The organism is Paraburkholderia sp. A3BS-1L, from assembly GCF_051125215.1.
Lineage (GTDB): Bacteria > Pseudomonadota > Gammaproteobacteria > Burkholderiales > Burkholderiaceae > Paraburkholderia.
The window spans coordinates 523374-548551 of sequence record NZ_CP120443.1 but is presented as its reverse complement, the minus strand read 5'-3'; the positions used below and the strand labels follow the sequence as shown (position 1 = coordinate 548551).

Here is a 25178-nt window from a genome sequence, read left to right as displayed (position 1 = left end):
ACGAAACCCATCAAGCGCCCACACTTATCGGCTGTAAATTTTTAAAGATCGCGTCGCACAAGACACCGGAACTACTTCAAACCACCCGGCGCTTTCTGCGTTGCTGCGTCAGCAGCAGAGAAACGAGATTATGCAGACTCTTTCGCGTTTCGTCAACATCTTTTTTAACGTCGCCGTTTAAAAACTGATGACTTCACGCCCCGCCGTTTCTCGCGGCAGGCTTCGCTGCCGGACTTCAGCGGGCGAAGGAGCGGAATTCTAGTCACGCGAATGCGATCTGGCAAGGGGTTTTTGAACCCCTCGAAAAAAGACGCGCAACCGCTTCACGCGTGGCGCTGCATCAGGCGATCCACGATCTGCAGGTAGTGGTCGAGATCCGGCGTTTGCTTGCCGGCGACCTTCGCGAGGTCGTCCCAGCGACGCAGACGCACGGCGTCGTCTGCATGGGGGCGCTCGGCAAATTCGCGCGCGCCATCAGCGTCGAAAATGCCGCCCTGCAATTGCAGGCTGCGCACGGAATCGGCCGACAAGCGGCCGAAGTACGCTTCGTCGGTTGCGCACAAGTAGCGCTTCGCATCGACGTGCAGCTTGATCGGCTCCAGCACGCTTGCCGGCAGAATCGGCCGCAAGAACGGCAGCGCATAGTACTGGTGCAGGTCGTCGATGCCGCGCTCGGTCGGCGTTTCGCCCTGGCGATTCAGCAAATGCCCGAGGTCGTGCAGAAACGCCGCCGCCACGAGCTCCTCGCTCGCGCCTTCCTCCTCGGCCAACGCACCGCTTTGCAGCGCATGCTCAAGCTGCGTCACCGGCTCGCCGCTATACGCCTGCCCGCCATGCTGCTCGAACAAGCCGCGAATGTCTTCCAGACTCAGTGCCATGCTTGCTACCCCCTGTATTCGCTTTGCTCCGAAGCGTCGCTACTCCCCGTCACGACTCCTGTCGCTCATCAGGCGTCGCCGCCATCCAGTTCGCCCGGCGTTTGCTGCGCGCGCATCCGGGCGGCGGCTTCATTGGCATCGCGCGACGCTAGCGCATTCAAGACCGCCCGGAGCCGCGCATAGGTCGCCTGCCGCATCGCGTCGGTTTGCGGCAAGCGCGGTGCCAGCCGCCATTCGTTCACGGCGCGCCGATGCGCTTCGAACAGCTTGCCGTTGCCGGCCGCTTCGACGAGCGCGTCGCGAAACGCCTCGCGCGCGCGCGCAAACGCAGCGTCGTCGGCGAGCGCGCCGCGCATGGCATCGAGCCGGTCGCGCAGCGCGGCGACCTGCGCCGCGTCGATACGCGCCGCGAGCATCCGGCAAGCCGCCTCCTCAAGCGCCGAGCACAGCAAAGCAAGCTCGCCCGCCTCGGTTTTCGACACGCTGCGCACGTACGCGCCGCGATGTTTCTCGTTGCGCACGAGCCCTGCCTGCTCGAGGACCCGAAACGCTTCGCGCACCGGTCCGCGCGACACCTGCAATCGAGCTGCCCATTCGGACTCGACAAGCTTCGCGCCAGGCACCAGCCGTCCGTCCGCGATGCAGCGCTCGATCTCGTCGCGCACCAGGTCGGTCAGCGAGCGCTCGCGCACCAGCGCGAGCGGCGCCGCCGCATCACAATGCGCGGCGCTCCGTAGATCGACATCGCGCGTCAACGTTGCCACGCGCACTCCTTTCAGGTCGCGGCCCGCGTGCCGTCTGCCGCGTCGGCATCGCCGCTGGACCATCCCGCGAGGCGGCGCTGCGTGTCAGCCCGCGTGCTGGCCATGGTTTCAATCCGCACGGCGACGCGGCGCACGCGCCGCAATCAGCGACAGCGCCGCCAGCGACACGATCAGCAGGATCAGCGAGAGCGCCGACGCCGGCAGGTAGTACCCGCGCTCGACCGCACCGACCACGACAATCGGCACCGTCGCGAATCCCGGCGGATAAACCGTGAGCGTCGCGCCAAGTTCGCCGAGCGAGATTGCGAAGCCCAGCGCGAGACTCGCGCGGATAGCCGGCACCAGCTGCGGCAGCACCACGCGGCGCAGCACCATCGAGGGCGGCGCGCCGAGGCTCGCGGCCGCTTCGCGCAGCACTCTCAACTCTGGACGCAGCCCCGCCGCCGCGCAGCGATAGCAAAACGGCAACACCAGCGCGAGCTGCACGAACACGACGATCGCCGCCGAACTCGACAGATCGACGGGCGCCTTGTGATAGGCGATCAGCACCGCGAGACCGAGCACGACGCTCGGCACGCCGTTGGGAACCATCGCGAGCGCGTCGGCGATGGCGCCGAGGCCGCGCCGGTCGCGCCCTTCGAGCGCCAGCGCAAGCCACAGCCCCAGCGCCGTTCCGAGCACCGCCACGCCGAAGCCGATTTCGAGGCTCGTGACGACCGCGTCGAAGTCGCTCGAGCCGAGGCGCTCGAACCAGCGCGTACTGAAGCCGTCGGGAAGGATCGTGCCCGACCAATGCGAGGCCACGCTCGAGAGCGCGACCACGATCACCGGCAGAACGAAGAGCCAGAAACACAGCAGCGCCGCGAGCGCGAGCAGCACGCCGCTGCCGATGCGCGCGAACGCGCTGCGCTCGACAGGCCGCGCCCGCAGATGCTTGAGCGGCAGCGCGATGTGATCCGACGACGCCGCAACCGGATTGGTTGCCGGATTATTTGCCATTGCGCGCGCCCCCATGGCTGCGGCGATTCACGCGCCGATACAGCGCATACAAAGAAAGCGACATCGCCAGCATGACGACCGCGCCCGCAGCGGCGGTCGGCAGATCGAGATCGACGGTCGCCGAGCTATAGATTGCCACCGGCAGCGTGACCAGATGCGCGCTGCCGAGCACGAGCAGAATGCCGAACTCGTTGAACGTCAGCAGAAAGCACAGGATCGTGCCCGCGGCGATGCCCGGCCACGCGAGCGGCAGAATCACGCGCGCGGCGACCATGCGGTTGTTCGCGCCCAGGCTGCGCGCGGCCTCGATCAGGCGCATGTCGAGCAGCGCGAACGCGGCGAGCGTCGGGCGCACCACGAAGGGCGCATAGAACACCACTTCCGCGAGCACCACGCCGCCGATGCCGAACAGAAAATCGAGCGGCGGCGCCTGCAGATGGAAGAGCCGCTGCAGGCCGATGCTCACCGAGCCTTGCGAGCCATAAAGAAAGATCAGCGTGAAGGCGACGAGAAACGACGGAAACGCCACGAACAGTTCGAGAAAGCGCGTGACGAGGCGAGCGCCCGGAAACGGCTTGAAGAACAGGATTGCGGCGATCGCCACACCCAGCAACGAGGCGATGCCCGCACTGAGGAACAGAATCCACAGCGTCGTGCCAATCACGCCGCGCGAATCGGGATTGCCGAAGAACGCCGCATAGGCGTGCAAGCTCAGGCCGTGGGCGCCGGTCAAGCTGAGCAGCACGAGCCGCACGAGCGGATAGACCACGAGCGGCCCCAGCACGAACACGAGCAAGAAAGCGATGTGCCATTGCGCGCGCCGCTCGCGGCGGCGCTGGACGGCCGCATGCGCTTCGGCGCCGGGAAGCGGCGCGCCCGGGAAAGCAGAATCAGGGGTTGATAAGGACGACATCGTCAGCCTCGTAATGCAGGGAGACGCGCATGCCTTTTTCCGGCGTCATGCCGTGGCCGCGCTGCATGGTGACGAGCACCGGTTCGTTCGGCATCGCGTCGAGCAGCACCGGTACTGAAAGCACCGAGCCATACCATTCGACGGATTCGATCGTGCCGTGCAGGCCGCCTTCGCCGAGCGGCACGATGCGCAGGCTTTCGGGGCGCAGGCACGCGAGCTTGTCGCGCACGCCGTAACGCGCGTCGCCCACCGGAAACGCCACGCTCGGCGGCAACAGGTTCGCCGCGCCGAGATAGCGCGCGACGTAGGCATCGTTGGGCGTGTCGTAGAGTTGCTGCGGCGTGCCGAGCTGCGCGATGTGGCCGTCGCGCATCAGGAGCGTGCGATCGGAAAGCACCAGCGCGTCGTCCTGATCGTGCGTCACGCAAACAATCGTGAGATCGGGCAGGCGCTCGTGCAGCGCCTTGAGTTCGGAGCGCACCGACGCGCGCAGATTGGCGTCGAGCGCCGAAAGCGGCTCATCGAGCAGCAGCACGTCCGGCTCGATTACGAGCGCGCGCGCCAGCGCCACGCGCTGCTGCATACCGCCCGAGAGCTGCGCGGGCATCACGTGGCCCGCGTCGCCGAGCTGCACGAGCTTGAGCGCATCCGCCACGCGCCGCGCGATGTCGCGCGCAGGCACGCGGCGTGCCTTGAGCCCGAACGCGACATTCTCGAACACCGAGAGATGCGGAAACAGCGCATAGCTCTGAAACAGCAGCCCCAGGTTGCGCTGATGCGGCGGCACGTGAGTCAGGTCGCGTCCCGCGACGGTGAGCGAGCCCGCCAGCGCGTCGGCTTCGATAAACCCGGCGATGAAACGCAGCAAGGTGGTCTTGCCGCAACCGCTGCGGCCCAGCACGGTCAGCAATTCGCCACGGCGGATGGTGAGCGACAGGTCGTCGAGCACCGTGCGCGTGCCGAAGCGCACGCTCAGGCGCTCGATCTGCACGCCCGCGGCGCCGCCCAGCCGGCCCGTATCGGCGGCATCAGCGACATCGGTCAAGCCGGACACATCCGGCAGTGCGCGGGCCATCTGGGCCGGCGCAAGGCTTGCGGTATTCACCGGGTTCATCTCCTCTCGATGAGAGCCGGCGCTTCGCTCCAGCGCCGGATCTCATCCCATACACCGTACTCAGGTAGTGCTCAGTTGCCTGCTGCAACCACTTATTTCGGCTTCACGACTTCGATCTGCTTGCCCGACGAGCCGATCACTTCGTTCTTCCAGCGTGCGGTCCAGCCGGCCTTCTTCTCCATCACCTGGTTCCAGTCGACCGGAATCAGCTTCACGCCTTCGATCGCCTGCTTGACCGCCGCGCCGTTCTTGCCCGAGAGCGCCACGTCCGTGCGGCCCGGAATGCCGAAGATGTCCGGCACCTTCGACTGCACTTCCGTCGACATCAGGTAGTCGATCAGCTTCTTGCCCGCCGCCTGGTTCGGACCGTTCTTGATCAGGCCGATGGCGTACGGCAGCTGGAACGTGGTGGGATGGCCGCCTGCTTCGGCAGCGAGGAAGATCGGCTTGAGCGACAGACCGCCGTTGGCCGCATCGTCGAGATCCATCTGCAGGTCGCCGTTGGCCACTGCGATCTCGTTGCGCGAGAGCAGCACGTCGAGGTAGCCCGTGCCCTTGGTGTGGAACTTGGCGCTTTGCTCGAGCTTCTTCAGATACTCGAACGCCTTGTCTTCACCCATCAGCGAGGTCGTGAGGATGATCACGGCCATGCCGTCGCCGGCCGTGGCCGGGTTCGAGTACGCCACCTTGCCCGAGTAGTCCGGATGCAGCAGGTCGGCGAAAGTCTTCGGCTGGTTCTTCACGACTTCGGGGTTGATCGCGAACGAGAAGTAGTTGTTCACGAAGGTCGCCCACGAGCCGTCTGCGGACTTCGCAATCGCCGGCACGTTCTTGTAGTTCACGCTCTGGTACGGCTGCAGCAGGCCGCTTTGCTGCGCCTGCTGGATGAACGGCGGCAGCGTGATGAGAACGTCGGCCTTGGGCGCGTCTTTTTCGACGTTGGCGCGATTCACGACTTCGCCGCTGCCCGCGGTCACGATATTGACCTTCACGCCTTCCTTCTTCTCGAAGGCGGGCAGCACGTCCTTGTAGAGATTTTCGAGGCCGTCAGCCGTGTACAGCACAACCGAGCCAGCGGCGTGGGCGCTCAGGGCCGCACCTTGCAGCAGCGCGGCGGCGGCCATCATGGGCAACAGCTTGCGTGCGAAACCCGCGCGAGTGGAATTCCTGTGGTTCATGTCGCTCTCCGAAGGCAAAAAACCTATGCTCGGGGATACCCGATGCGTGTTTAGTCGAATGTCGAACGTCGACGGACTGCGCCGCCTTTCGTACCCGTCCGGTGCGGCAAACAAATTGTAGATCGTCTGCAATTTGTCATTGCCACCCGCAAGTCACCGGACCCACTGCACACCAGGAGTTGCCTCGTCAAGCGCGCCGGCCCCGTCTGAACGGGCCCGGCAAGAATCACAGGTTTTCGTGACAAGGCCATGACGATTGTGGCAAATGTCAAAAAATTCCACAATTCGCCAAAAATCAGCATACGACATTGGCCGCAGAAACGCTCGCGGCAGTGCACAAGCGCAGATCGGCGGATCCGCCCGGGAGGCGGGGAACGAGGGAAATAGAGCAGGCCGCGCCGCGCGGGCGCGCGCCATAGCGGCGGGAAACCCGGGCGAAGAAAATCAGGCGACGAGGAGCTCGGGCCCCCGCGCGGCGATGGCGCGGGCAATGCTCTTTTCGGGTGCGAGTTCGGTAATCACATAACGAGCGCGCTCGAAGCCGTTGATGCGCACCGGCGTGACGCGACCGAACTTCGAGTTGTCGGCCACGACGATCGCGCAGGTCGCGGCCGTGAGCATGTGGCTGCGCACCTCGGCGACCATGCGCGTGTAGTCGGTGAGCCAGCCGTCGGCGGTGATGCCGCCCGCACCCACGAACGCATAATCGACGTGATATTGCGCGAGTTGCTGCACCGTATCGAGGCCAAAGGTGGCCTCTTCCTGATCGGACAGCTCACCGCCCAGCATCGTCACGCGATTCTCGTTGCGCCGGCCGAGCAGCAGCGCGATGCGCCAGTCGTTGGTGTAGACCGTGAGGCGATGGCGGTCGATGAGCGCGCGCGCGAGCGCGTGCGTCGTGCTGCCCGAATCGATGATGATGGAGGCGCCGTCGGGCACGAACTCTGCGGCGCGCTCGCCGATGGCGCGCTTGGCGTTCGCGTTGGCGGCCTCGCGCACGTCGAGGTCCGGCTCGCTACGGTCGCTGGACAGCGCGCCGCCGTGAGTCGTCACGAGCAGCCCGCGCCCCGCGAGCGTGTTGAGGTCGCGCCGGATCGTCTCGCGCGAGACCCGCAGCTCGCGCACGAGATCTGCCACGGAAAGCGCGCCGGTCCGGGTTACTTGCGAAAGGATGTACTGATGGCGTTGTTCTGCGAGCATCTCGGTGAGCGCGATTGCGCGGCGTGTTATCGAAAGAGCCGCCGTATTGTATTACGCGTGCCGGATTGCGCGTGCCGTGACGGAGCGCTCCGGTCGCGCACACCGCGCCGAAGCGAATCGAAACGGCTGCCAGCGCGCGGTCATCCCTGTTAATCTGATGTCGGCCGTCCGGGAACTGGGCGGCTTTCCGTTTTGTCGATTTGTCGTTCCGTCGACGGCCGCTCCCCATGCGCTCACAACTTCGCCAACTGCGTCTTCTGTTCTGCGCGCTGCGCTACGGCATCCGGCTGATCTGGCTCGCAGCGCCCGAGCATCACAAGCTGCACTGGATCGTCTCGCTCGCCGCGCGCATGCGCGATGACGAGCGCCTCGCCACGCATCTGTCGAGCGCCCTGCCGCGCCTCGCGCCGCTCGCGGGCGCCTTCGCGCAGACGCTCGTCACCAGGCCCGAACTCACCGCGGCCACGCTGCACGACGCCATCGACGCCATCGATCACTTCGAAGCGCCGCTCTCGCCGCCGCAACTCGATGCCGCCCTGCACGCCGCGTTCGGCAAGCCGCCGCAAACGATCTTTTCGTGGATCGATCCCGCGCCCTGTCATAACGGCTGGTGCGAGCAAACCCACGTCGCGCGCCTCGCGCTGCCGGTAAATGGCCATCAGATGGTGACGGTGCGCGTACTGCGCGCGAAACAGGCACAGGAAGTCGACGACGATGCCGCGCTGCTGTGCGCCGTCGCGCGCTGGCTCGAGCGCTTCTCGGGCGCGGCGCGCAAGCTCGGCCTGCGCGCGCTCGCGCAAACGCTGCGCGAGGACCTGCAACGCCGGTTCGATCTGCGCGCGCAGGCCGCGAATCTGAGCCAGACCGGACACCATCTCGCCAACGACACGCGCGTCCTCGTGCCCGACGTGATCTGGGACTGCTGCACCGCACAGACGCTCACGGTCGAGCACCTCGACACCGTGCGCGTGACCGACCTCACCGGCCTCGCGGAGCATCACATCAACGTGACGCGCGTGGCTGCGCATCTGATCGAAGTCGTCACGCAGCAGGCATTCGAGCACGGCTTCTTCCACACGGCCATCGACGCGCGGCGCGTGGCCGTGAGCATCGAGCCGCAAACGCGCGGCCGCCTCGTGTTCGCGAGCGCGGCGCTGATGACGAGCCTGTCTTCGCCGGAGCGCGAATTCTTCGTGCACGGCGCAACGGCGCTGTTCGAACAGGACTACGCGCGCCTCGCCGCGCTGCATCACGTTGCGGGCCACGTGCCCGGGCACGCGCGCGCCGAGCAGATCGAAGCCGAGTTGCGCACGCGCAGCGAAGCGCATTTCGCCAGCGATGCCAGCACACGCAGTGCGGGGGCGCTGTTTCATCATCTGCTGCACTCGGTGCAGCCGTTCGGCGGCGAGGTGTCGCCGCGGCTCGCCGCAGCGCAGCGCGCATTCGGCAACGCCGAGACGCTCGCACGCACGATTCATCCGGGCGTGGACGCCTGGGGCATTACAAGCGCGACGCTCAGGGATATCGCGAAGCGCGATCTCGGCGCGCAAGGGTGGATCAAGCGGCTGTCCCAGGAGTTGCCGCATCTCGCGCAGATCGCGCCGCGCGTGCCGCAACTCATCTACCACTTCATGCAGCATCACACGCACACGGAGCACGGCCCGAACGCGGCGCAAGCCCAGGCCGCGGTGCTCGCGGCGCTGCGCCGCGAGCACCGCCGCACGCGCGCACTGCTGATCGCCTGCGCCTTGACCGCCGCGCTGATCGGCGTGGCCGCGACGCTCTTCGCCACGCCGCCCGTCAGCCAGGCGAGCCGCGAGAGCGCGCCGCATCCCGGACCTTCCTACCCCGCCTCAGTGCAGCCCTGAACAAGACCGGCACGGTTCGCCCCGGCGATACTCCCGGTCTTCCGCACGTTGCCCGCGCGATGGCCATGGTTCGTTCGCCGTTCGTTCGCGACAAACTCCCGTATGGGCGCCGCGCCACCTTTACCAGAACCGATGCTTGACTCGCTCGCTCCCGCCCTCTTCGTCGTCCTGTGGTCGACTGGCTTCGTGGTCGCCCGCGCGATCGCCCCGTATGCCGATCCCAACCTGTTCCTGCTCGCGCGCTTCGGCGGGACCGCGCTGCTGTTCGCCTGCGTCGCGCTCGCGCTGCGCGCGCCATGGCCGCGCGGGCGCGAGTTCGGCAAGCACCTCTTCGCGGGCGCGCTGCTGCAAGGCGTGTATTTGGGGGCGAGCTACTGGGCCGTTGCGCAGGGCCTGAGCGCGGGCGTGATGGCGCTACTCGGTGCGTTGCAGCCGCTGCTGACCTCCGCACTTGCCGCGCCGCTGTTCGGCGAGCGGCTCACGATGCGGCGCTGGCAAGGCTTGTCGCTCGGGCTCGCGGGCGTGGTGCTCGTGCTGATGCCGAAACTGCGCGCCGCCGCTGCGGGCGTCCCGGCTGCAGCGGCGGCCGATGCCTCGGGCACGCATGCGAGCCCGCTCCTGGTCGTGCTCGTCGCGGTGCTCGCGGTCGGGGCGATCACCGCAGGCACGCTTTATCAAAAGACCTCGCTGGCCAAGGCCGACATCCGCAGCGCGAGCGCGGTCCAGAATGCGGGCGCGACGGTGGTTGCAGCGCTGCTGGCGCTCGCGCTGGGCGAGCATCGCTGGATTGCCTCGACGACACTCTGGATCTCGCTTGCATGGGGCATCGCGATGCTCTCCGGCGTGGGCGTGACGTTGCTTGTCTGGATGGTGCGCCACGGCGATGCGGCCCGCGCCACGGCGCTGCTCTTTCTCGCGCCGCCGCTCGCCGCGCTCGAAAGCTGGCTGCTGTTCGGCGAAACGCTCGCGCCGGTGCAGATGGCGGGCTTCGGCGTGGCGCTCGCAGGCGTGGTGCTCGCGCGGCGCGGGTGACGTGATCCGCCATCGACCGGCCATCGACCGGCCGTCAATCTGCCATCAATCGGCCGTGTCGCCGCCCTTGGGCATGTTCGCACGCGCCTTGCTGCCCGGCGCCGGCGCCCACGCGGGCCGCGTCTTGCGCTGCGAATCGATTACGACGATGAAGCGCCCCGCCCACGGCGTGACCTCGCGGCCGGGGTGCAGGACCCACAGCGACTTGCCCGAATCGACGAGCGCCTGATACTCGGCATCGACGATTCCGTAGTGATCGATGAAAGCGTTCAACGACGCGGGAATGCGCACACAGCCCTTCGAATGGCGGATGCCGAGCAGCGGCTCGAGACGGTCGGGGTCGGTGGCGTGCATCTGGAAACGCATCGGCGAGAAACCGCCCTTGCCCCAGCCGCGCTCGCCGTCGACCCAGCCGAGATCGTAGATGCGCATGTCGCGCGCGCCGTAGCCGCGAATGCCGTTCTCGTTCATCGTGCCCTCCGCGCGAAAGTCCATGTTCGAGGGCGTGTGCTCGAACACGCCGAGCGGCGTGAGGAAGTGATCGAACTCGCCGGGCCGGCCCGTCGCGACCGGCGAAGCGCCGATCATCTGCCACGGCTCGTGCGGCATCGCGCGGAAGTAGATAAAGAGCGCCTGGACGGTCGCGGCGCGATCCACGAGGATGACGAACTCGCCCGCCAGCGCACCGAGATTCTTTTCGTCGAGCGCGGCCTGCAGGCGTTGACCGTAAGCGCGCTGATCGGCGGGCGGCACGCGCAGACGGCGCTTCACGCTGCTCGCGAAGGTCCGGCGCATGGCCAGCGCACGGTGCGTTTCCTCGGCGGCCTGCTCGGGCGTGAGATCCGGGTGCTCGGGCAAGACGAGCGGCGCAGGCACGGACGCGGGCTGCGCCGGCGCCGCGGCGGACGATGCGGACGATGCCGATGCCGCTGAAGCCGCTGATGCAGCCGGCGAAAGCTCCGCTGCGCTCGACGCCGATGAAGCCGGCCTCGCTGACGAAGCCGCCGCCGATGTCGCGGCTACGCCCTGCGCGGACGATGCCCGCACAGGCGCCGATGCCGCCCCACCAGCCGATGCCGCCGCCGGATGGGACGCTGCCCGAGCCGCTTGCACGGCCCCCGACGTCGCATGCGGGCCCGACGCAGCCCCGGCGACACCCGCAGCCCAGGCGCTGGCAGCCCACCACGCGCAGAAAGCTGCGCCCAGCACGCGGCGAATCCGCCATGGCGCACGCAACGCCCCCCTGGAATGGGCGTTCGTGGTGTCGCCCCGGACACCACCGTTCACGCGCGCAAGAGCGCAGCGCGAAAAGTCTTCGTTCATTGTGAATCCGGCTAATTTCTGTTTTGTCTGGAATAGATTGCCACGACGCCGACCGGTGCGCGTGCACGCCATGACGCGCACACCGTGCCAGTGTCCCGGCAGGACCACCCGCCATTAAACCAGACAAAACGCGCAAATCGCAGCACAAGGCGACAGGCACGCGAGGCACGCTGCACGCAAGCGGTCTGCGCACGACAATGCATGGGCGGCGATGGGATGGATATGAAAACGGTCAGCCGGCTCGCGCAGTTGGCGGCCGTTGCGACCGGACAGGAAGCTCAATTCGCCGACGAAAACACGGCGAAGAAGCAAACCAGGCGGGAAAAGCCATCGCGCCGATACGAGAAGGGCACGATCGTCGAGGCCATCTCTGAGAATCAGCGCACGGACGCTGGCCGTGCATCCTGCTGCGCCTCGCCGTCGAACGGCGCGGCACTCACGCGCAGCGCGACACCGGCAAGGCGCCGGCTCTGCAACTCGCGCGCAACTGCTTCGCCCACGTAGGGCACATCGGAATCGAGTTCGATGTCTGCGTGTGCGTTCGACGTGCCCACGTCGTACACCGTGACACCCTTGGCGTAATGCCCGAGCTCACGTTTGACGAAGTCGCGCACTTCTTCTTCGCTACAGGTTTCGGGGACGTTCCAGACGGTCAGGTGCATGTCGAACTACCGTTGGCGGCGCGCTCGGTCGGCTCGCACCCGCACGGGCTGAAGACTCGCGCGCGCCTTTGCGCGGGCTCCAACCGCCTGTCCGAGCAGGATCACGGTTACAAGCAGGAAAAGAGTCGACGGTAGCATTTCGCTCACTCCACTTTTATTGATGATAGTCAGGATATGCCTAATCTCCAGCCAGCGCGCTGCGTCATATTGTCAAATACTCGCCGTTCAGCACCGTCGATTCTGGAGCGTGCGCAATCAACGTGCCGGCAATGGCCACGACCGCGCGCGAGCTATTGACCTTCGTCGCTGCTCGCTGAAGTGGTATCGCCCATATCCGTGCCACATTGCATGCGCGTGAGTTGATCGTACCGGTGCGCCCAGTTGCCGGAGATGGCCGCCTGCGCCTGGGCGAGCGATATCCTCCCGGCGCAGACGCAACGCTTGAGCCGCACCGTAAGGAGCGACTTGCGCCGTTCGCCGGCATGGCCGCCCCACGGCAGCAAGTCGAAGTTCGCGGCCGCATCCGGCGAACCGCCGAGCAGGATTGGCACGCGCCGGTCGAGCGCGTAAGCGACACCCTCATCGGAATCGATCCCGCGTGCCGCGAGCAGACGGCCCTTTTGCGCCATCGTCTCGTCGAACGGGGGCGCCACGGTATCGGCATACCCGGGCCGGCAAATCGTCTCCGCCACCGACTCCTGGGTAACGCGCGCATCGAAAAGCTGCGCCTCCTGCGCCATGGCGGGCGCACCGCGCGCCACGCCGCCGACGGCAAGCGCCAGCAGCACGCCATGCAGCGTGCAACCGAGCGAGCGCCAGCCGCACAAGCCCCTCCGGTATGCCCTGCCCTCTGCCATGCGACGCCCGGCGCGACGTTTTTCTGCCAATTCTGCGTTCATGGATAGGCGCATCGTACGCTGCCGTACGACGCGAAATGGATGGTCAATGCCGGACAATTAAAACACATCCAAATTTCACGTGGTGAATATGCAGCATCAGGCCACGCCCGGCAGACAGCACCCGGCATTCGCCACTACCTGAGCGCCGCCAGACAAGCGCACCAGACCATGAACAAGCCATGCGCGAACTACGCGATCCATAACGGAATTTTTACTTCGTCATGCAGATCAATTCGACGGGCAAGCGCCGGAACTCGCGCGCCACCGCAAGATCGGCCGTTCAGGCAATGGCAGCGGCAAATCCGATGGCGCATAATGATCCGCCCGCCCATCTCCGCCCCGGAGTCCGGCGTGCACATTCAAGGAAACGAGGAATTCCCATGTCCATCACCATGTATCACGCCTCGGTGCCCGTGCTCGTGCGCGGCCTCGCCAACCTGCAGAACATCATCGGCAAGGCGCAGGCGCACGCAGCTGAAAAGCAGATCGACCCCTCGGTGCTGACCGGCGCACGGCTATTCCCCGACATGCTGCCGCTCGCGCGCCAGATCCACATTGCCACGGACACAGCGAAGGGCTGCGCCGCGCGCCTCGCAGGCGTAGACGCACCGAAATTCGAAGACGTGGAAGTCAGCTTCGACGACCTGCACGCGCGCATTCAGAAGACGATCGACTACCTGAACACGTTCAAGCCCGAGCAAATCGATGGTTCCGAGGGCAAGACCATCACGCTGAAGATGCGCTCGGGTCCGATCGAGTTCACGGGCCAGAACTACCTGCTGGCGTTCGTGCTGCCCAACTTCTATTTCCATGTCACGACGGCGTACGACATCCTGCGTCACAACGGCGTCGAACTTGGCAAGCTCGACTATCTGGGCAACAAGCCGAACGCCTGAGGCACACGGGCGCGCGGCTTTCGCGCATCAATCGAGCGAAAGCCGCACCGCGAAACCAATGAGCGCCGAAGAGAAGGCCCATTTCTGCACGGTCTGCGCCAGCGGATGTCGGCGCAGCCACACGGCGATCCGCGACGCGCCCAGCACATAGATCATGTCGAAGAGCGCACACACGATCACGAGCAGGATGCCCAACTCGGTCACCTGCAGCCAGACCGACCCCGCCTCGGGGCGAATGAACTGCGGCAGCAGCACCGAGCAGAACAGCAGCGCCTTCGGATTCAGCAGGTTGGTGAGCAGGCCTTTGAAGAAGTCCGCTCGCAGCGGGCGCTCGGCCATCGCAGCGGCCTGATCCGGCAAGGCAAAACCCGGCGCGCGGAAAATCTGCACGGCAATCCAGGTCAGGTAGAGCGCGCCGGCATAGCGCACGATCTCATAGAGCCACGGTGCGTTATGGAGCAGCGCCGCCAGACCACAGGCGGAAAGCGTGACATGCGTGGCGCGCGCGAGCCCGAGGCCGCAAGCGGCCGCGAAACCACGCCGCGCGCCGCGGCTCATGCTGGTCTGCATCACCAGTGCCATGTCCGCCCCCGGCAATGCACAGACCACCACCAGAGCGGCAATGAACATCAAAAGCAGGTGAGCGGAAATCATGTTGGCCTCATTTGGAAGAGGCTCTATATTGCCGCCAATGCCGGAGCGATTTCTGACGTTTTTTGTGGATAACTCTTCAATATGAAGCGGAATACCCTACAATTTCGTCATCGAAATCAGGAAAGCACTCCGCGCCATGAGCGATCTGGACAAACTCGACCGCGCGATCCTCGGCGCCCTGCAGGCGGACGGCAGAATGCCGATCGCGCGGCTCGCCGAAACCGTCGGCTTGAGCGAAACGCCCTGCGCACGCCGCCTCAAGCGGCTCGAGCAGGAAGGCTATATCGAACGCTATCGGGCCATGCTCTCGCGGCGCACGCTCGGCTACGGCGTGCTCGCCTATGTCTCGGTGCGCTTCGCCGTGCACGACCGGGCGCTGGCCGACCGCTTCGAGCGCGAAGTCTGTGCAATCGAGCGGATTCTTTCGTGCCACAACGTGGCCGGCACGGCGGACTATATTCTGATGATCGTGGCACGCGACCTCGACGACTACGGCACATTCATGCGCGACGAATTGCGCAGTCTGCCGGGTGTCACATCGGTCGAATCGGCGCTCTCGCTGCGCGCGGTGAAGTCCGAGGGCCGGCTGCCTTTGCCGTGAGCGCCCCACACTTTCTTTTCTCATAACGGAGCTTTCGATGAACCCAGAACAGGCGCGAGCTGAAGAAGCCGCCGCAATGGACCGCGTGCTGAACGCCACGCAACGCGTCAAGACGGCATTCGCCGCGTTGCAGACGCAATTCCCGCCGCAAGGCGAAGGCCGGCCGTCGCAGTTCGCGTTACAGACGTTCGACGCCGCGCTGCAGGAGCTGGAAGACGCCCAGACGGCCTTCGACGAAATGCTCAACGACCTGTTCGATGGCAATCGTTGACGGACTTGCTTCAGGCGCGGACCGCCAGCGCGCCTGAATTTCGACGAACGCTAGCGCCCCTTCCCGGGCAGTTGCCGGACAAAGGCCGCAATCCGCTCGCAGGCCTCGACGAGCCGCTCATCGTCGACCACGAAGCCGAACCGGACATAGCCGCTTGCCGTTTCGCCGAATGCGCTCGCGTCGAGCAGCGACACTTTTTGCGCCTCGAATAGCTGCCACGTGAACGCGTGCGGATCGAGGCCGGTGCCGCGCACGTCGATCATCATGAACATGCCGGCTTCCGGCAGCAGGCAACGCAGCCCCGGCACGCCGCTCAGGCGCGCATGAACAAGGTCGCGCCTGCGCCGGTAAATCGCGCGCATTTGCGCGACGATCGGCTCGCGCTGCTCCAGCGCCGTGAGCGCGGCCTCCTGGATGAAGCCGGGCAAGCCATAGAACATGCATAAGGCAAGCCGCCCCAGATGGCCAATCAACGTTTCGGGCCCAATCACCCAGCCAAACCGCCAACCCGGCATCGCATGCGATTTCGAAAGGCTGCCGATCGTCACGGTGCGTGGCGCCATGCCGTCGAGCATCGCAATGCTTACGTGCTCGCGCTCGAACGTGAGATCGGCATAGACCTCGTCGGAAACCACCCAGAGATCGTGACGCTGCGCGAGTTGCGCGATACGCGCGAGATGCTCACGCGGCATCACCGCGCCGGTCGGGTTGCACGGCGTGGCGAGGAAGATCGCCCGCGTGCGTGGCGTAAGCGCCGCTTCGAGGGCATCGCAATCGAGATGAAAGCCGTTGTCCGGGTCGACGGGTACCGGCACGAGCGTCGCGCCCGACGAGCGAATCGCAGCTTCGTAGGTCAGATACATCGGCTCCGGCACGAGCACCTCGTCGCCGGCTTCGCACAGGCATAGCGACGCGGCGAAAACACCATTCTGCGCACCGGCGCACAGAATCACGTTCTGCGCGCTCACGTCCGGCGCGCCCGCCGCCGCGTGCTGCCGGGCAATGGCTTCGCGCAGCGGCTCGCGCCCCATGATCGCCGTGTAATGCGTATCGCCCGCGCGCAATGCCGCCACGGCCCGCTCGACGACAGGCTCCGGAGTTGCGAAATCCGGGTCGCCCACGCTCAACACGATCACGTCTTCGCCCCGCGCCGCCGCCTGAATCGCGGCGTGATGGATCTCCCACGCCGACGTGCGCCGCCCCTGCAAGCGCTCCACCAGATTCGAATATTTCATCGTCAGCGAGTCTCCTTGCGACGCCGCCTGCGTCGATTCATGTTCAATCCGTGCGCATGGCGTGATGCGCGTTCGCACGGCGCGAGCATCACGATACCAAGGAACGCGATCGTGGAAAAATAGCGGGAAGGTTTCTGTGCCCCCGGCACCGCGCGAGCGCGCCGGCGCACACCGGAGCACAATGCACGCTGGCCGGCCTTGCCGCACCGGCTCTCGCTCACCCCGCTCGATGCGGTCGCGGCCGCGCCATATCGTCGGCTCGCCGCCCAGTCCTCTGCCACTCCTGGAGACACGCCATGCCCTCTTCGCCACGCAGCGTCGCGGAAAAACGCGCCGCATTCCGAGCCTTGCATACTTCCGGCTGCTTCCTCTTGCCCAACCCCTGGGATCCGGGCAGCGCGCGCTATCTAGAGAGCGTCGGCTTCAAGGCGCTCGCCACGACCAGTTCGGGTTTTGCGTGGTCGCGCGCCCGCGCCGACAATTCACTGCCTCGCGAGGCGATCCTCGCGCATCTGCGCGAGATGGTCGCGGCCACTGATTTGCCCCTCAACGCGGACTTCGAAAATGGCTTTGGCGCCGATGCCGCCGACGTTGCGCAGAGCGTGGGTCTCGCCGTCGACACGGGTGTCGCTGGGCTCTCGATAGAGGATTCGACTGGCGACCCCGCCGCGCCGCTGTTCCCGCTGGAGATCGCCGTGGAGCGCGTGAAGGCCGCGCGACGCGCCATCGACGAACGCGGCGGCGATACCTTGCTGGTCGCGCGCGCGGAAAACTTCTTCACTGGCGAACCCGATTTCGAAGATGCGCTCGCGCGCATCAAGGCCTATGCGGCGGCGGGCGCAGACTGCCTTTACATGCCGGGCATCCACGCACGCGAGCACATCGCTGCGGTGGTTGCGGCCGTTGCGCCCAAGCCCGTCAACGTGCTGATCGGCACGGCTTCGGCATTCACGCTCCAGGATCTAGCGGCGTTGGGCGTGCGGCGCGTGAGCGTGGGCGGCGCACTGGCACGTTCCGCATGGGGTGGCTTCATGCGTGCCGCCCAGACGCTCGTGCAGGGTCGCTTCGACGGTTTCGTCGATGCTGCGCAGGGCAATCAGCTCAACGATTTATCCAGGGATCCTTCCTGATTTTTTTCGACGCTGCCGTTCCGTCGCTCACGGCACGACGAAGCGCTTCACGAGCGTCAGCTCACCGGGCTTGCGCATTGGTGCGCGTATCGTCTCGCTCTTTTCGTTCGGCGTGCCTTCGTCGGTGATGATGGTGATCTGCGCCACAGTCATGTCGCTGCCGCTGTGGCCACTGCCATAGTAGTTCACGTAGACAAGATACGTGCCGTGCAGTGGTGCAGCGCTCGAGTAGATCTCGGGGCCGTAGCCCGTCGTCACATCCACGTCGAGCGCACCGCCGTTCGGCGCCACGCGGTCGGCGTAGAACGTGTGCACACCGTCGGGCGACACCACGTGCAGGTCGAGGTCGGTGCCGTCGGTGTCCCACGCGAGCACGATCCGCAGGCGCGCCTGGGTCTTGCCCGTGTAGGCGTCGTAGAACTGCACGCGTTTGCGCGTGCCGTCCGCCGTGCGCAGCTCCACGCTGTTGCTGCCCGCGCCGAACGCAAACGGCCGCGAGAACTCGCCGTCTTCCTCGATGCGCTGAGGCATGGGCGTGCCGTTCACCACGAGCGTGCCCACCGAGGTACCCGGCCTGGCCTTGGGCGCCGCCTTGATGTGCCCCGCGATCAACGCGTTAGCCGATTGGCCCTCGGGCGTGCTCACGGCGACGGCGGGATAGTGGACGTCCTGCGTATAGCGCGCTTCGTCGCCGGCCGAATTGCGCCAGCCGTTCAGCGGCGCGGCTAAATCGATGGTGTCGGCATGCGCGGCGTTCGTGAACGCACCGAGCGCAAGCGCAGCGCCCGCGAGCCCGTGGCGCGAGAAATGACCAGAGAAGCGACGAGGGAGCCGGATCGGATGCATGCGGGTTCGCCTGGTTGTCGTGTCGCGATCATGCGCGGAGGGGGCAAATATATTGAACGCTTTCATGTTCATTCAACTTCCAGTGAGGATCAGCTTGCGCGCGGTCTGCTCGATAAATGCCTCGTCCTGCCCGCGCGGATGGTGCGCAAACGCGAGATGCAGATACTCGTGCGCGAGCGCAATGCGGTCGTCATCGGAGCGCAGGCGGCGGATATAGACGCGATTACGCGCGGCATCGGCATAGGGGCGGCCCGTCGTCACCTCGCAGACTGCCGGCAGCTCGGGGGCTTCGTAGCCCGCCTCGCCCGCGAGACGCTGCGCCCAGACCGGCGCCTCGCGGCTCAGCCAGTCGCGCGCGCCCGCCACCGGTTCGCAGTCGCCCGCGAGCGGGCTCGCGAACGAGGTGAGCGTAGCCTGCGGCCAGGTGCGCGCGAGAATCGCATCGAACGCGAGGCCCCGTTGCGCCGCGGCCTTCGCGTCGAGCCAGCTCATCTGGCCGGGCGCCGCCTTGTCGTGATGAAACTGCACCGGCACGCCAGCAAGCACGAGCCCATCAGTGAAATCGGCGGCGCTGCGCGCAGCGCCGCGCGGCGCGCGCGGCAAGACGCGCTGCGTGCGGCTGCTGTCGTCGATGCGGTAGCAGCCACGCGCGCGGCCTGCGTTCTGCGCGAGATAGCTGCGCGCGGCCACTGCGAGTGCGCGCGCCGCCTGCGGCAGCGCAGTGTCGCCTTCGCGCTCGACCACGCGCGCGACATAGTCGTTCATGCCAAAGCGGCCGACGATGCGCGGCTTGCCGTTCTCGTCCCGATCGAGCAGCAACTCGCCATGGCTTTCGATGGGCAGCCAGTTGCCGTTCTCAAATCTCACGCTGAATTTGCCGTCGAGCAGACCGGGCTGCGCGGGTCGTCCGCCCGCGCGCATATCGATCACGTTTCGGATCGGATAACGAGAAAAAAAGTCGACGACCACACAGGCACGGTCGTCAGGCACGGCGCTCTGCGCGACCAGCGGCGCAATACGCGGCGCCGCAGCGGCCAGCACGCGCATGCTGCCCCCGCGCCCGTCAAGCCAGACCGGCGTGCCATCGGCCAGCCAGCCGGCCGCGCCGCCTTCGTAGCCGCCGGAGTCCGCTGGATCGGGCATGGTCCAAGTCTTGGCTCGCAACAGGCTGCCATAGAGCGATACGGTGCCCTCGCCGCGCCCGCTCGTGACGACCGACACCAGCGTGCCCCCCGTGTCGTCGCGGGCGCGCGCCGGCACGGCCTGCAAGGCATCGAGCAGATCGGCCACACGCACGCGGCGCTCCGGGCGCAGTGCGTAGAGATCCTGCAGCCATGCGGGCGCCTTCCGGGCGCGCCAATACTGGCGCCAGCCCGCCGGATCGAGCTGCAATCTGTGCGGCTCGAAAAAGAGGCCGCATGACTGCACCAGCGCGCGATCGCGGTCGATATGGCGGCCGATCATGCAGCAGTACACCTCCTCGCGATCGCTGCCATCGCATTGATAGTCGGGCGCGGGAATCCGCTGGTCGACGAGATACGCATATACGAACAGCTTCCAGACGCTGCCGAGCTGCGTCTTGAGCGTCGGCGGCAACGGCGTGCCGGGACCCGGTGCGCTGGCCTCGGCCGCGGCATCGAATGTCCATAGTCGCGCGCTGCCATCGTGCAGCCAGGCAAAGCGCAGGGCCGACGGCGCCGCAGCCTGCGCAGGTCGCGGCAAACTGATTGCAAACGCAACCATTGCGAAGACGAGCGCCGCGCTCAAGCCGGCAATACGCATCCTCACGCCGGCCTCACTCGATGCGCAGCGTGACCATGCGGTCGCTGCGGCCGCCTTCATACGCCTTCTGCTCCGGCTGGTACATGCGGAAGTAGCGTGCGGGCGGCATCGTGAACATGCCAGGCAGAGCGAAGCGCACGAGTTGGCGCAGCGCCACGGGACGATCGAGCAAAGGCACGGGCTGGTGATAGCCGAGCTCGCCCATTTCGTAGCTGGCCGCGCGCGCGAACGGCTGCGGACCGCTGCCGCCCTCGCCTGGGCGGGGCAGCCCGGCAATGCTCACGCCCCAGCTCGTCGCCTCCACGGACCCGCCCGGCGGCAGCGGCACGTCGAGCAAGCCGTAATGCAGCGCCGATTTGTCCTGCGGCGTGAGCGTGACTTCGTCGACGTAAAGCGCGTTGCTATCGATGGCGTCGCCGGTCTTCATGCGATGCGCCTCGAACGTGGCGCGACCCGCCTGCTTTTCAGCGTCGCTCGACGGCGCGATCGGATCGAGCCGATAAAGCGTGCGCTCGATCTTCACGGGCAGGCGGCTCGCGTGGCCCGCACGGCTGCGGTACGAAACCAGCGCCGAAACATCAGGATTTGCGCCACCCACGTCGAGCGAAGTTGGCAAAGCCGCGCCCGTCCACTTCCAGAGGGTTGCGCCCGTGGGCGTCGTCGTGCGCGCCCAGCCACTGCCGTGCAGTGCGGGCAACGGCTGTGCCGCATCTCGCGCGCGCGCGCCGCCCATGGCCTTGCGCAGCCACAGCAACGTGAGCGCGCGGTCGACGGTCGGATAGGTCGCACTGCTCTGCGCGAGCACGGCGTTTGCATCCACGGGTGTGCCTGCGTCGCCGGCCATGGCCAGCAAGCCCTGGATCAGCGGCGTCGGATTCGTCATGAGCGACGCGCGTGCGCGCGCGGCCAGCGCATCGAAACCTTCGGGCAGGCTCGCGTTCGTTGCACGTGCCGTCCACGCAGTCAGCACCACGGCCGTTTGCAGGCCGCGCGGCGAATCTGGCGCGGCAAACACGAGACTGTCTTCCACGCCGTATGCGTCGCGAGATGATTTGGCATCCTGATCGAACATCGACGACGCCCGTTGCGCGAGCTGCCCTGCGACGCCTGACACGGGCGTCGCCACGGGCTGCCCCATCTGCTGCAGCAGCCAGAGCGCCAGCGCACGATGCAGCAACGGCTCTTTCGCGCCGCTGTCGCGATAGATATCGAGCGCGTGCTGCCAGTTGCTGTCCGGCAGCGAGATGCCGAGGCTGCGGCTCGCGAGCCAGTCCGCGTAGTACGCGTAGGCCGTAATGAACGCGCTGCCCCCTGTGGTGTCGCCCCACCAGCCGAACGCGCCATTGATGCCTGCGAGCAACGCGAGCCGCTGGCGCTGATTACGCAAACGCGCCTCGAGACCCAGCGCCGTGCTCTGAGGCGTAGCGACGCCCGCCGCTGAACCATCGGCATCGCTGCCCAGCGCATCGTGTGCAAGTGCGAGCGGAATCAGACGGCTCGAGGTCTGCTCGGCGCAGCCGTATGGGTAAGCGATGAGATCGTCGGCCACGCGCGCAAACTGGCTCGTTCCCGTCGAAACGATGCGCACGCGCACGTCCTGCGCATCGGGTGCGAGCGCGAGCGGCTTCGGATTGGCGTCTAGCGCGACGGGCATTTCGCGTAGATCGAGCCAGCCCGGCGCGCCAAGGCTCACCGAAGTCTGCAGGCGGTCCATCTCCTTGCCGCCTACGCGCAGGCTCGCATCGACGAGCCCCGGCGTGAGCGCCACGCGCGGCAGTGCCAGGTAATTCGCGCCGGGCTTGAGCGTGACCTTGCGATCGAGCGCGAGGCCCGCGCCGTCGACCGTCCATTGCGCATCCACATCGGACGAGCCCTGGTTGAACGCGAGCATGTCGATCGCCGGCTGGTCGCCGCTGCGGAAGCTCGCAGGGCCGCTCCATTTCAGATAGAGCGGTTTGTCCGAGTGCACATACGCAGTGCGCTGCCCCACCGTGCCGTCCGCGGAAATCGCCCGCACGGTAATGCGCCAGCGCGCGAGTGCATCGGGCATGCGGAAGGTCATGCGCGTGTGGCCGCTCGCATCGGTTTGCAGATCGGCCTGCCATGCTGCCGTGTCGATGTCGTCGCGACGCGGGCGCTCCAGCACCTTCACGCCGCGTTCGTTGTACTGCCCGCGCTGCGGGCCACCGGTCGCGCCGCGCATCGCCGAAAGCGCGAGGTCGTAGGTAATGAACGAAAGACTCGACGTCGTGCGCACATTGTTGCGGCGCGGATGATAAAAGAAGTCCACGATGTCAGGCGCAATTTCGGGTTGCAGCACGTACACCATTTCGTCGACCACGCTCACGGTGAGACGAGCGGGCAGCGCCTTGCCGCCAAGCGTGCTGCCCAGATCGAGCGTCACGGTTTCGCCCGGCGCGTAGACGGACTTGTCGCTCTTCACGGCGAGATCGATCGACGGCTTCGCGACCACGATGCCAGCGTTCTGGAATACGTATTCGCCGTCGTGCACGTAGAGCACCGAGAACGTCATGTTGGGAGCGAACTCCGGGCCGACCTTGATGCGCGCTTTCCATTGCGCAGGGGCAACGCGCGTGAGCGTCAGCCAGTCCGCGCCCGTCGAAAGCAGTGCGCGCGCTTCCACGCTGTCGCGTTCGAGCGTGAGCAACGCATCGTCCACGGCATACGGGAACGTGATGAGCGCTTCGGCCGTATCGCCGATCTTGTAGCGGTCCCGGTCGAACACCACTTCGACGCTGCCGGGAATCGCCTTGAGGCCATCGCCCGCCACCCAGTGGCTGACCGCTGCGAGCAGGTTGCCCGCGTCGTCCTTTACCGAGAGCATGTACGAGCCCGGTTCGTCGAATTGAATCGGGAAGCTCACGCGGCCGTCCGGGCTCGCTGCGGGTAGCGTTCCGTCGGCCTTCGTCTGCGACTCCAGACGCACCCGTTCCCACTTCGCCGGTTTGTGCGCCGGCACCGCGTTCGTGTTGCTGCCTGGGTTGGCGCTGGCACTCGCCGCCCCGGCCGACCCAGCCGCTCCGGCCAGCGTGAACGTCACGCGCTCGTGCGGCTGCGAGAATGATTTGGCCGTGTTCAAGCGATACTGCGTCGCGCCGCGCGCGATCAGCACTTCGCGCGTCACGCGCACGCGATACGCGGCGCCGTCCTGCGCGAACAGGGTGAGCGCGTAGCGGCTCGGCTCCTTCGCGGCGGGCAGTGTGAGCGTGACGTTGCCGTCGCTATCGGTCTTCAGTTCCTGCTGTTCGAGCTTCACGGGAAAGAGGCCCGAATAGCGCAACTCGCCGTCCACGATCGCCACTTTCTGTGCGCGCAGCGTGACCGACACCTTGCCGTTTTTCACGGGCTTGCCGTCCGGGTAGCGCAGCGCGATCTTGCCCTTGGGCGCGTCGCCGGTCGCGTAATCGGACTTGTCCATCGTGAGATTGACGTCGAAGTGCGGCTTCACGTACTCCGCTACGCGGAATGCACCGCCGTAGCTATTGCCGTTGTAGTCGAAGCGCAGCGTATAGCCGCCCCCCTGCGCGGCCGCCGGCAGCGTGAAGGTCGTTTCGCCGCCGCTTTCCGATGCGAAATCCACGTTGCGCGTCGCGATCGGCGCGCCGTTCGGATCGAGCACGTCGAGCTTGAGCTGCGCGGGCGCGGCGGGCGTCGACTGATTCGCACTCTGAAACGTGCGGCCGATGAACTTCACGTGGACAGCGTCACCAGGGCGATAGAGCGGCCTGTCCGTTACCGCGTAGATTTTGGTGTTGTAGATCTCGCTGTCGTAGTAGAAGTTTTCCGATACGAAAACACCGCCCTGCGGATCGCCGCCGATCACGTAGCTGCGCTCCGGTGAGACGTGCTGGAGCATCAGCGCGCCATCCGCGCCGGTGGAGCCGCTTTGCAGCACGCCCACGCCATCGGTCCAGCTCACTTCCGTGCCGCCAACCGGCTTGCCGTTGTCGCGCCGCGCCGTCCACACCAGCAAACCGCTCGACGCAGCCTTCACGACCGCGACCGTATCGGAAACGAACAACAGAGTATGCGCGCGGTAATTTCCGATCATCGCCTCGACGAGATAGAGCCCCGGCGGCAGTTTGCCGACCGGAATCATCACGTTGCCCGACTGCGCCTCCAGGAAGTTGCTGCTACTGCCTGCGAGGTTCACGCCCTTGGGTGGCTGAATCGTCTTCGCGTTCCAGATCGGATAGCGGAAGCGCGTGACAAGTTCGTAGCCCCGCAGCGGCGCGAAGCGCGCTTGAGGCTCGAAATGCGTGGGCGCGTTCGGTTGCTCGCCGAGCTTGAATTCGGGCTTCGCCTCGGTGACCTTGCTGCGCGTCGCGAACGAAAGTACGCGCTGCCACGCGCGGCGCGCATCGCTGAGCCAGCGGTCCCACAGGTACGAGAGCGTATTCGCGAGACCCTCGCCCTGATAGTTCGGCTTGATGTTCAGTCGATGCAGGTTCTTCTGCGCCTTTAGAAACTCGAGTGGATTCGGCACCCTGTAGACGACGATATCGGCGCCGCCATAGCTTTCGAGCTCCGACTGGAATTCGCGGCCCGGTGCTTCCAGACGCACCTGCGCGAGCTGGTTGCTGCCGTAGCTCGCATCGGAAAGCAGGAAAAACGGCTGGCCCTGCACGACCTGGCTGTCGTAGCCACTGGGCGGCGGCGCGCCCAGCGTGGGATTCGCGTCGATGCTCTGCTGTGCGGCGTTGTCGCCCTCGTCAGCCCAGGCAGGCGCCGCCCCCAGGCCCAGACACAGCGCAAGTAACGCGATCAGTGCTGCAAGCTGCGCCGCTGCGCCCGAACATGCGCCGTATTTCGTATAGGAAATCCGTGCCTGTGCCAAGAATTTCGCATTGGAAACGCGCGGGAAATACGGCGCGGCGCAACGCAGAGAGAAGAGCAGACGTTGCATGGCGGC

At 66.3% G+C, this 25178-nt stretch carries 21 protein-coding genes; 6 read left to right on the top strand and 15 right to left on the bottom strand.

All coding sequences use genetic code 11. The features are described from left to right. Positions 1–323: 323 nt before the first annotated feature. The 7 genes from P5W99_RS17655 to P5W99_RS17625 form a co-directional block, all read right to left on the bottom strand. A complete protein-coding gene (locus P5W99_RS17655; protein WP_421026478.1) occupies positions 324–878 on the bottom strand; it encodes a phosphonate degradation HD-domain oxygenase in 555 nt (184 codons plus the stop codon). A 68-nt stretch (positions 879–946) separates the two neighbouring features. Further along, on the bottom strand, positions 947–1633 hold the full coding sequence (locus P5W99_RS17650) for a GntR family transcriptional regulator (protein ID WP_421042735.1): 687 nt from the start codon (positions 1631–1633) through the stop codon (positions 947–949). Positions 1634–1750: 117 nt separating this feature from the next. Next, positions 1751–2641 (bottom strand): 2-aminoethylphosphonate ABC transport system, membrane component PhnV, encoded by an 891-nt coding sequence (gene phnV / locus P5W99_RS17645; protein WP_434664035.1) that lies wholly within the window; start codon positions 2639–2641, stop codon positions 1751–1753. Next, on the bottom strand, positions 2631–3554 hold the full coding sequence (locus P5W99_RS17640) for a 2-aminoethylphosphonate ABC transporter permease subunit (RefSeq protein ID WP_421026475.1): 924 nt from the start codon (positions 3552–3554) through the stop codon (positions 2631–2633). The genes phnV and P5W99_RS17640 overlap by 11 nt, the downstream gene beginning before the upstream one ends. Beyond that, entirely contained in the window at positions 3532–4659 is a 1128-nt protein-coding gene (gene phnT / locus P5W99_RS17635; RefSeq protein ID WP_421026474.1) for a 2-aminoethylphosphonate ABC transport system ATP-binding subunit PhnT, read from the bottom strand. Before phnT ends, P5W99_RS17640 begins: the two co-directional genes overlap by 23 nt. Positions 4660–4760: 101 nt before the next feature. Then, the gene (phnS, locus tag P5W99_RS17630) at positions 4761–5846 is read right to left on the bottom strand and encodes a 2-aminoethylphosphonate ABC transporter substrate-binding protein (RefSeq protein ID WP_421026473.1); all 1086 of its coding nucleotides are present in this window, start codon (positions 5844–5846) and stop codon (positions 4761–4763) included. 444 nt (positions 5847–6290) lie between these two features. Then, complete coding sequence (locus P5W99_RS17625; RefSeq protein ID WP_421026472.1) at positions 6291–7046, bottom strand: DeoR/GlpR family DNA-binding transcription regulator; 756 nt, start codon at positions 7044–7046, stop codon at positions 6291–6293. Between the two features lie 227 nt (positions 7047–7273). On the opposite strand from P5W99_RS17625, the gene P5W99_RS17620 reads away from it, so the two are divergent. Together P5W99_RS17620 and P5W99_RS17615 are read left to right on the top strand one after the other, a co-directional pair. Continuing rightward, positions 7274–8914: an ABC1 kinase family protein gene (locus tag P5W99_RS17620; RefSeq protein ID WP_434664031.1), complete on the top strand. Its 1641-nt coding sequence runs from the start codon at positions 7274–7276 to the stop codon at positions 8912–8914. A gap of 132 nt (positions 8915–9046) precedes the next feature. Next, entirely contained in the window at positions 9047–9946 is a 900-nt protein-coding gene (locus P5W99_RS17615; protein WP_421026470.1) for a DMT family transporter, read from the top strand. Between the two features lie 45 nt (positions 9947–9991). Here the strand turns inward: P5W99_RS17615 and P5W99_RS17610 are convergent, their stop codons facing one another. The 3 genes from P5W99_RS17610 to P5W99_RS17600 all read right to left on the bottom strand — a co-directional run bounded on the left by P5W99_RS17610 (position 9992) and on the right by P5W99_RS17600 (position 12830). Then, positions 9992–11269, bottom strand: a complete 1278-nt coding sequence (locus P5W99_RS17610) for a L,D-transpeptidase (RefSeq protein WP_434664028.1) — start codon at positions 11267–11269, stop codon at positions 9992–9994. Between the two features lie 377 nt (positions 11270–11646). After that, complete coding sequence (locus tag P5W99_RS17605; RefSeq protein WP_421026468.1) at positions 11647–11931, bottom strand: RNA-binding protein; 285 nt, start codon at positions 11929–11931, stop codon at positions 11647–11649. Positions 11932–12221: 290 nt separating this feature from the next. Further along, positions 12222–12830, bottom strand: a complete 609-nt coding sequence (locus P5W99_RS17600; RefSeq protein WP_421026467.1) for a hypothetical protein — start codon at positions 12828–12830, stop codon at positions 12222–12224. 380 nt (positions 12831–13210) lie between these two features. Here P5W99_RS17600 and P5W99_RS17595 point away from each other — a divergent pair, with 380 nt between their 5' ends. After that, complete coding sequence (locus P5W99_RS17595) at positions 13211–13726, top strand: DUF1993 domain-containing protein (protein WP_421026466.1); 516 nt, start codon at positions 13211–13213, stop codon at positions 13724–13726. Positions 13727–13753: 27 nt separating this feature from the next. Here the strand turns inward: P5W99_RS17595 and P5W99_RS17590 are convergent, their stop codons facing one another. Continuing rightward, the gene (locus P5W99_RS17590) at positions 13754–14380 is read right to left on the bottom strand and encodes a LysE family translocator (RefSeq protein WP_421026465.1); all 627 of its coding nucleotides are present in this window, start codon (positions 14378–14380) and stop codon (positions 13754–13756) included. A 136-nt stretch (positions 14381–14516) separates the two neighbouring features. Between P5W99_RS17590 and P5W99_RS17585 the strand changes: the two genes are divergently transcribed. Continuing rightward, positions 14517–14981 (top strand): Lrp/AsnC family transcriptional regulator, encoded by a 465-nt coding sequence (locus P5W99_RS17585; RefSeq protein WP_035534757.1) that lies wholly within the window; start codon positions 14517–14519, stop codon positions 14979–14981. Between the two features lie 37 nt (positions 14982–15018). Further along, positions 15019–15252, top strand: a complete 234-nt coding sequence (locus P5W99_RS17580) for a hypothetical protein (protein WP_421026464.1) — start codon at positions 15019–15021, stop codon at positions 15250–15252. Between the two features lie 50 nt (positions 15253–15302). Here P5W99_RS17580 and P5W99_RS17575 read toward each other — a convergent pair whose 3' ends face one another. Then, positions 15303–16487: a pyridoxal phosphate-dependent aminotransferase gene (locus P5W99_RS17575; RefSeq protein WP_421026463.1), complete on the bottom strand. Its 1185-nt coding sequence runs from the start codon at positions 16485–16487 to the stop codon at positions 15303–15305. A 296-nt stretch (positions 16488–16783) separates the two neighbouring features. Here P5W99_RS17575 and P5W99_RS17570 point away from each other — a divergent pair, with 296 nt between their 5' ends. Next, positions 16784–17617: an isocitrate lyase/PEP mutase family protein gene (locus P5W99_RS17570; protein WP_434664023.1), complete on the top strand. Its 834-nt coding sequence runs from the start codon at positions 16784–16786 to the stop codon at positions 17615–17617. A gap of 27 nt (positions 17618–17644) precedes the next feature. On the opposite strand, the gene P5W99_RS17565 is transcribed toward P5W99_RS17570, so the two are convergent. The 3 genes from P5W99_RS17565 to P5W99_RS17555 all read right to left on the bottom strand — a co-directional run bounded on the left by P5W99_RS17565 (position 17645) and on the right by P5W99_RS17555 (position 25172). Continuing rightward, entirely contained in the window at positions 17645–18463 is an 819-nt protein-coding gene (locus tag P5W99_RS17565; protein WP_434664020.1) for a YfaP family protein, read from the bottom strand. Positions 18464–18535: 72 nt separating this feature from the next. Next, positions 18536–20245, bottom strand: coding sequence for a DUF2300 domain-containing protein (locus P5W99_RS17560; RefSeq protein ID WP_421027061.1), 1710 nt, complete (start codon positions 20243–20245; stop codon positions 18536–18538). A 13-nt stretch (positions 20246–20258) separates the two neighbouring features. Continuing rightward, positions 20259–25172, bottom strand: a complete 4914-nt coding sequence (locus P5W99_RS17555; protein WP_434664017.1) for an alpha-2-macroglobulin family protein — start codon at positions 25170–25172, stop codon at positions 20259–20261. Between the last annotated feature and the right edge of the window lie 6 nt (positions 25173–25178).

Excerpts from the sequence above, each read along its gene's own strand:
- P5W99_RS17655 (WP_421026478.1), bottom strand. The coding sequence starts at position 878 with ATGGCACTGAGTCTGGAAGACATTCGCGGCTTGTTCGAGCAGCATGGC.
- phnV (WP_434664035.1), bottom strand. The coding sequence starts at position 2,641 with ATGGCAAATAATCCGGCAACCAATCCGGTTGCGGCGTCGTCGGATCAC.
- P5W99_RS17640 (WP_421026475.1), bottom strand. The coding sequence starts at position 3,554 with ATGTCGTCCTTATCAACCCCTGATTCTGCTTTCCCGGGCGCGCCGCTT.
- phnS (WP_421026473.1), bottom strand. The coding sequence starts at position 5,846 with ATGAACCACAGGAATTCCACTCGCGCGGGTTTCGCACGCAAGCTGTTG.
- P5W99_RS17625 (WP_421026472.1), bottom strand. The coding sequence starts at position 7,046 with ATGCTCGCAGAACAACGCCATCAGTACATCCTTTCGCAAGTAACCCGG.
- P5W99_RS17620 (WP_434664031.1), top strand. The coding sequence starts at position 7,274 with ATGCGCTCACAACTTCGCCAACTGCGTCTTCTGTTCTGCGCGCTGCGC.
- P5W99_RS17615 (WP_421026470.1), top strand. The coding sequence starts at position 9,047 with ATGCTTGACTCGCTCGCTCCCGCCCTCTTCGTCGTCCTGTGGTCGACT.
- P5W99_RS17610 (WP_434664028.1), bottom strand. The coding sequence starts at position 11,269 with ATGAACGAAGACTTTTCGCGCTGCGCTCTTGCGCGCGTGAACGGTGGT.
- P5W99_RS17605 (WP_421026468.1), bottom strand. The coding sequence starts at position 11,931 with ATGCACCTGACCGTCTGGAACGTCCCCGAAACCTGTAGCGAAGAAGAA.
- P5W99_RS17600 (WP_421026467.1), bottom strand. The coding sequence starts at position 12,830 with ATGAACGCAGAATTGGCAGAAAAACGTCGCGCCGGGCGTCGCATGGCA.
- P5W99_RS17595 (WP_421026466.1), top strand. The coding sequence starts at position 13,211 with ATGTCCATCACCATGTATCACGCCTCGGTGCCCGTGCTCGTGCGCGGC.
- P5W99_RS17590 (WP_421026465.1), bottom strand. The coding sequence starts at position 14,380 with ATGATTTCCGCTCACCTGCTTTTGATGTTCATTGCCGCTCTGGTGGTG.
- P5W99_RS17585 (WP_035534757.1), top strand. The coding sequence starts at position 14,517 with ATGAGCGATCTGGACAAACTCGACCGCGCGATCCTCGGCGCCCTGCAG.
- P5W99_RS17580 (WP_421026464.1), top strand. The coding sequence starts at position 15,019 with ATGAACCCAGAACAGGCGCGAGCTGAAGAAGCCGCCGCAATGGACCGC.
- P5W99_RS17575 (WP_421026463.1), bottom strand. The coding sequence starts at position 16,487 with ATGAAATATTCGAATCTGGTGGAGCGCTTGCAGGGGCGGCGCACGTCG.
- P5W99_RS17570 (WP_434664023.1), top strand. The coding sequence starts at position 16,784 with ATGCCCTCTTCGCCACGCAGCGTCGCGGAAAAACGCGCCGCATTCCGA.
- P5W99_RS17565 (WP_434664020.1), bottom strand. The coding sequence starts at position 18,463 with ATGCATCCGATCCGGCTCCCTCGTCGCTTCTCTGGTCATTTCTCGCGC.
- P5W99_RS17560 (WP_421027061.1), bottom strand. The coding sequence starts at position 20,245 with ATGCGTATTGCCGGCTTGAGCGCGGCGCTCGTCTTCGCAATGGTTGCG.
- P5W99_RS17555 (WP_434664017.1), bottom strand. The coding sequence starts at position 25,172 with ATGCAACGTCTGCTCTTCTCTCTGCGTTGCGCCGCGCCGTATTTCCCG.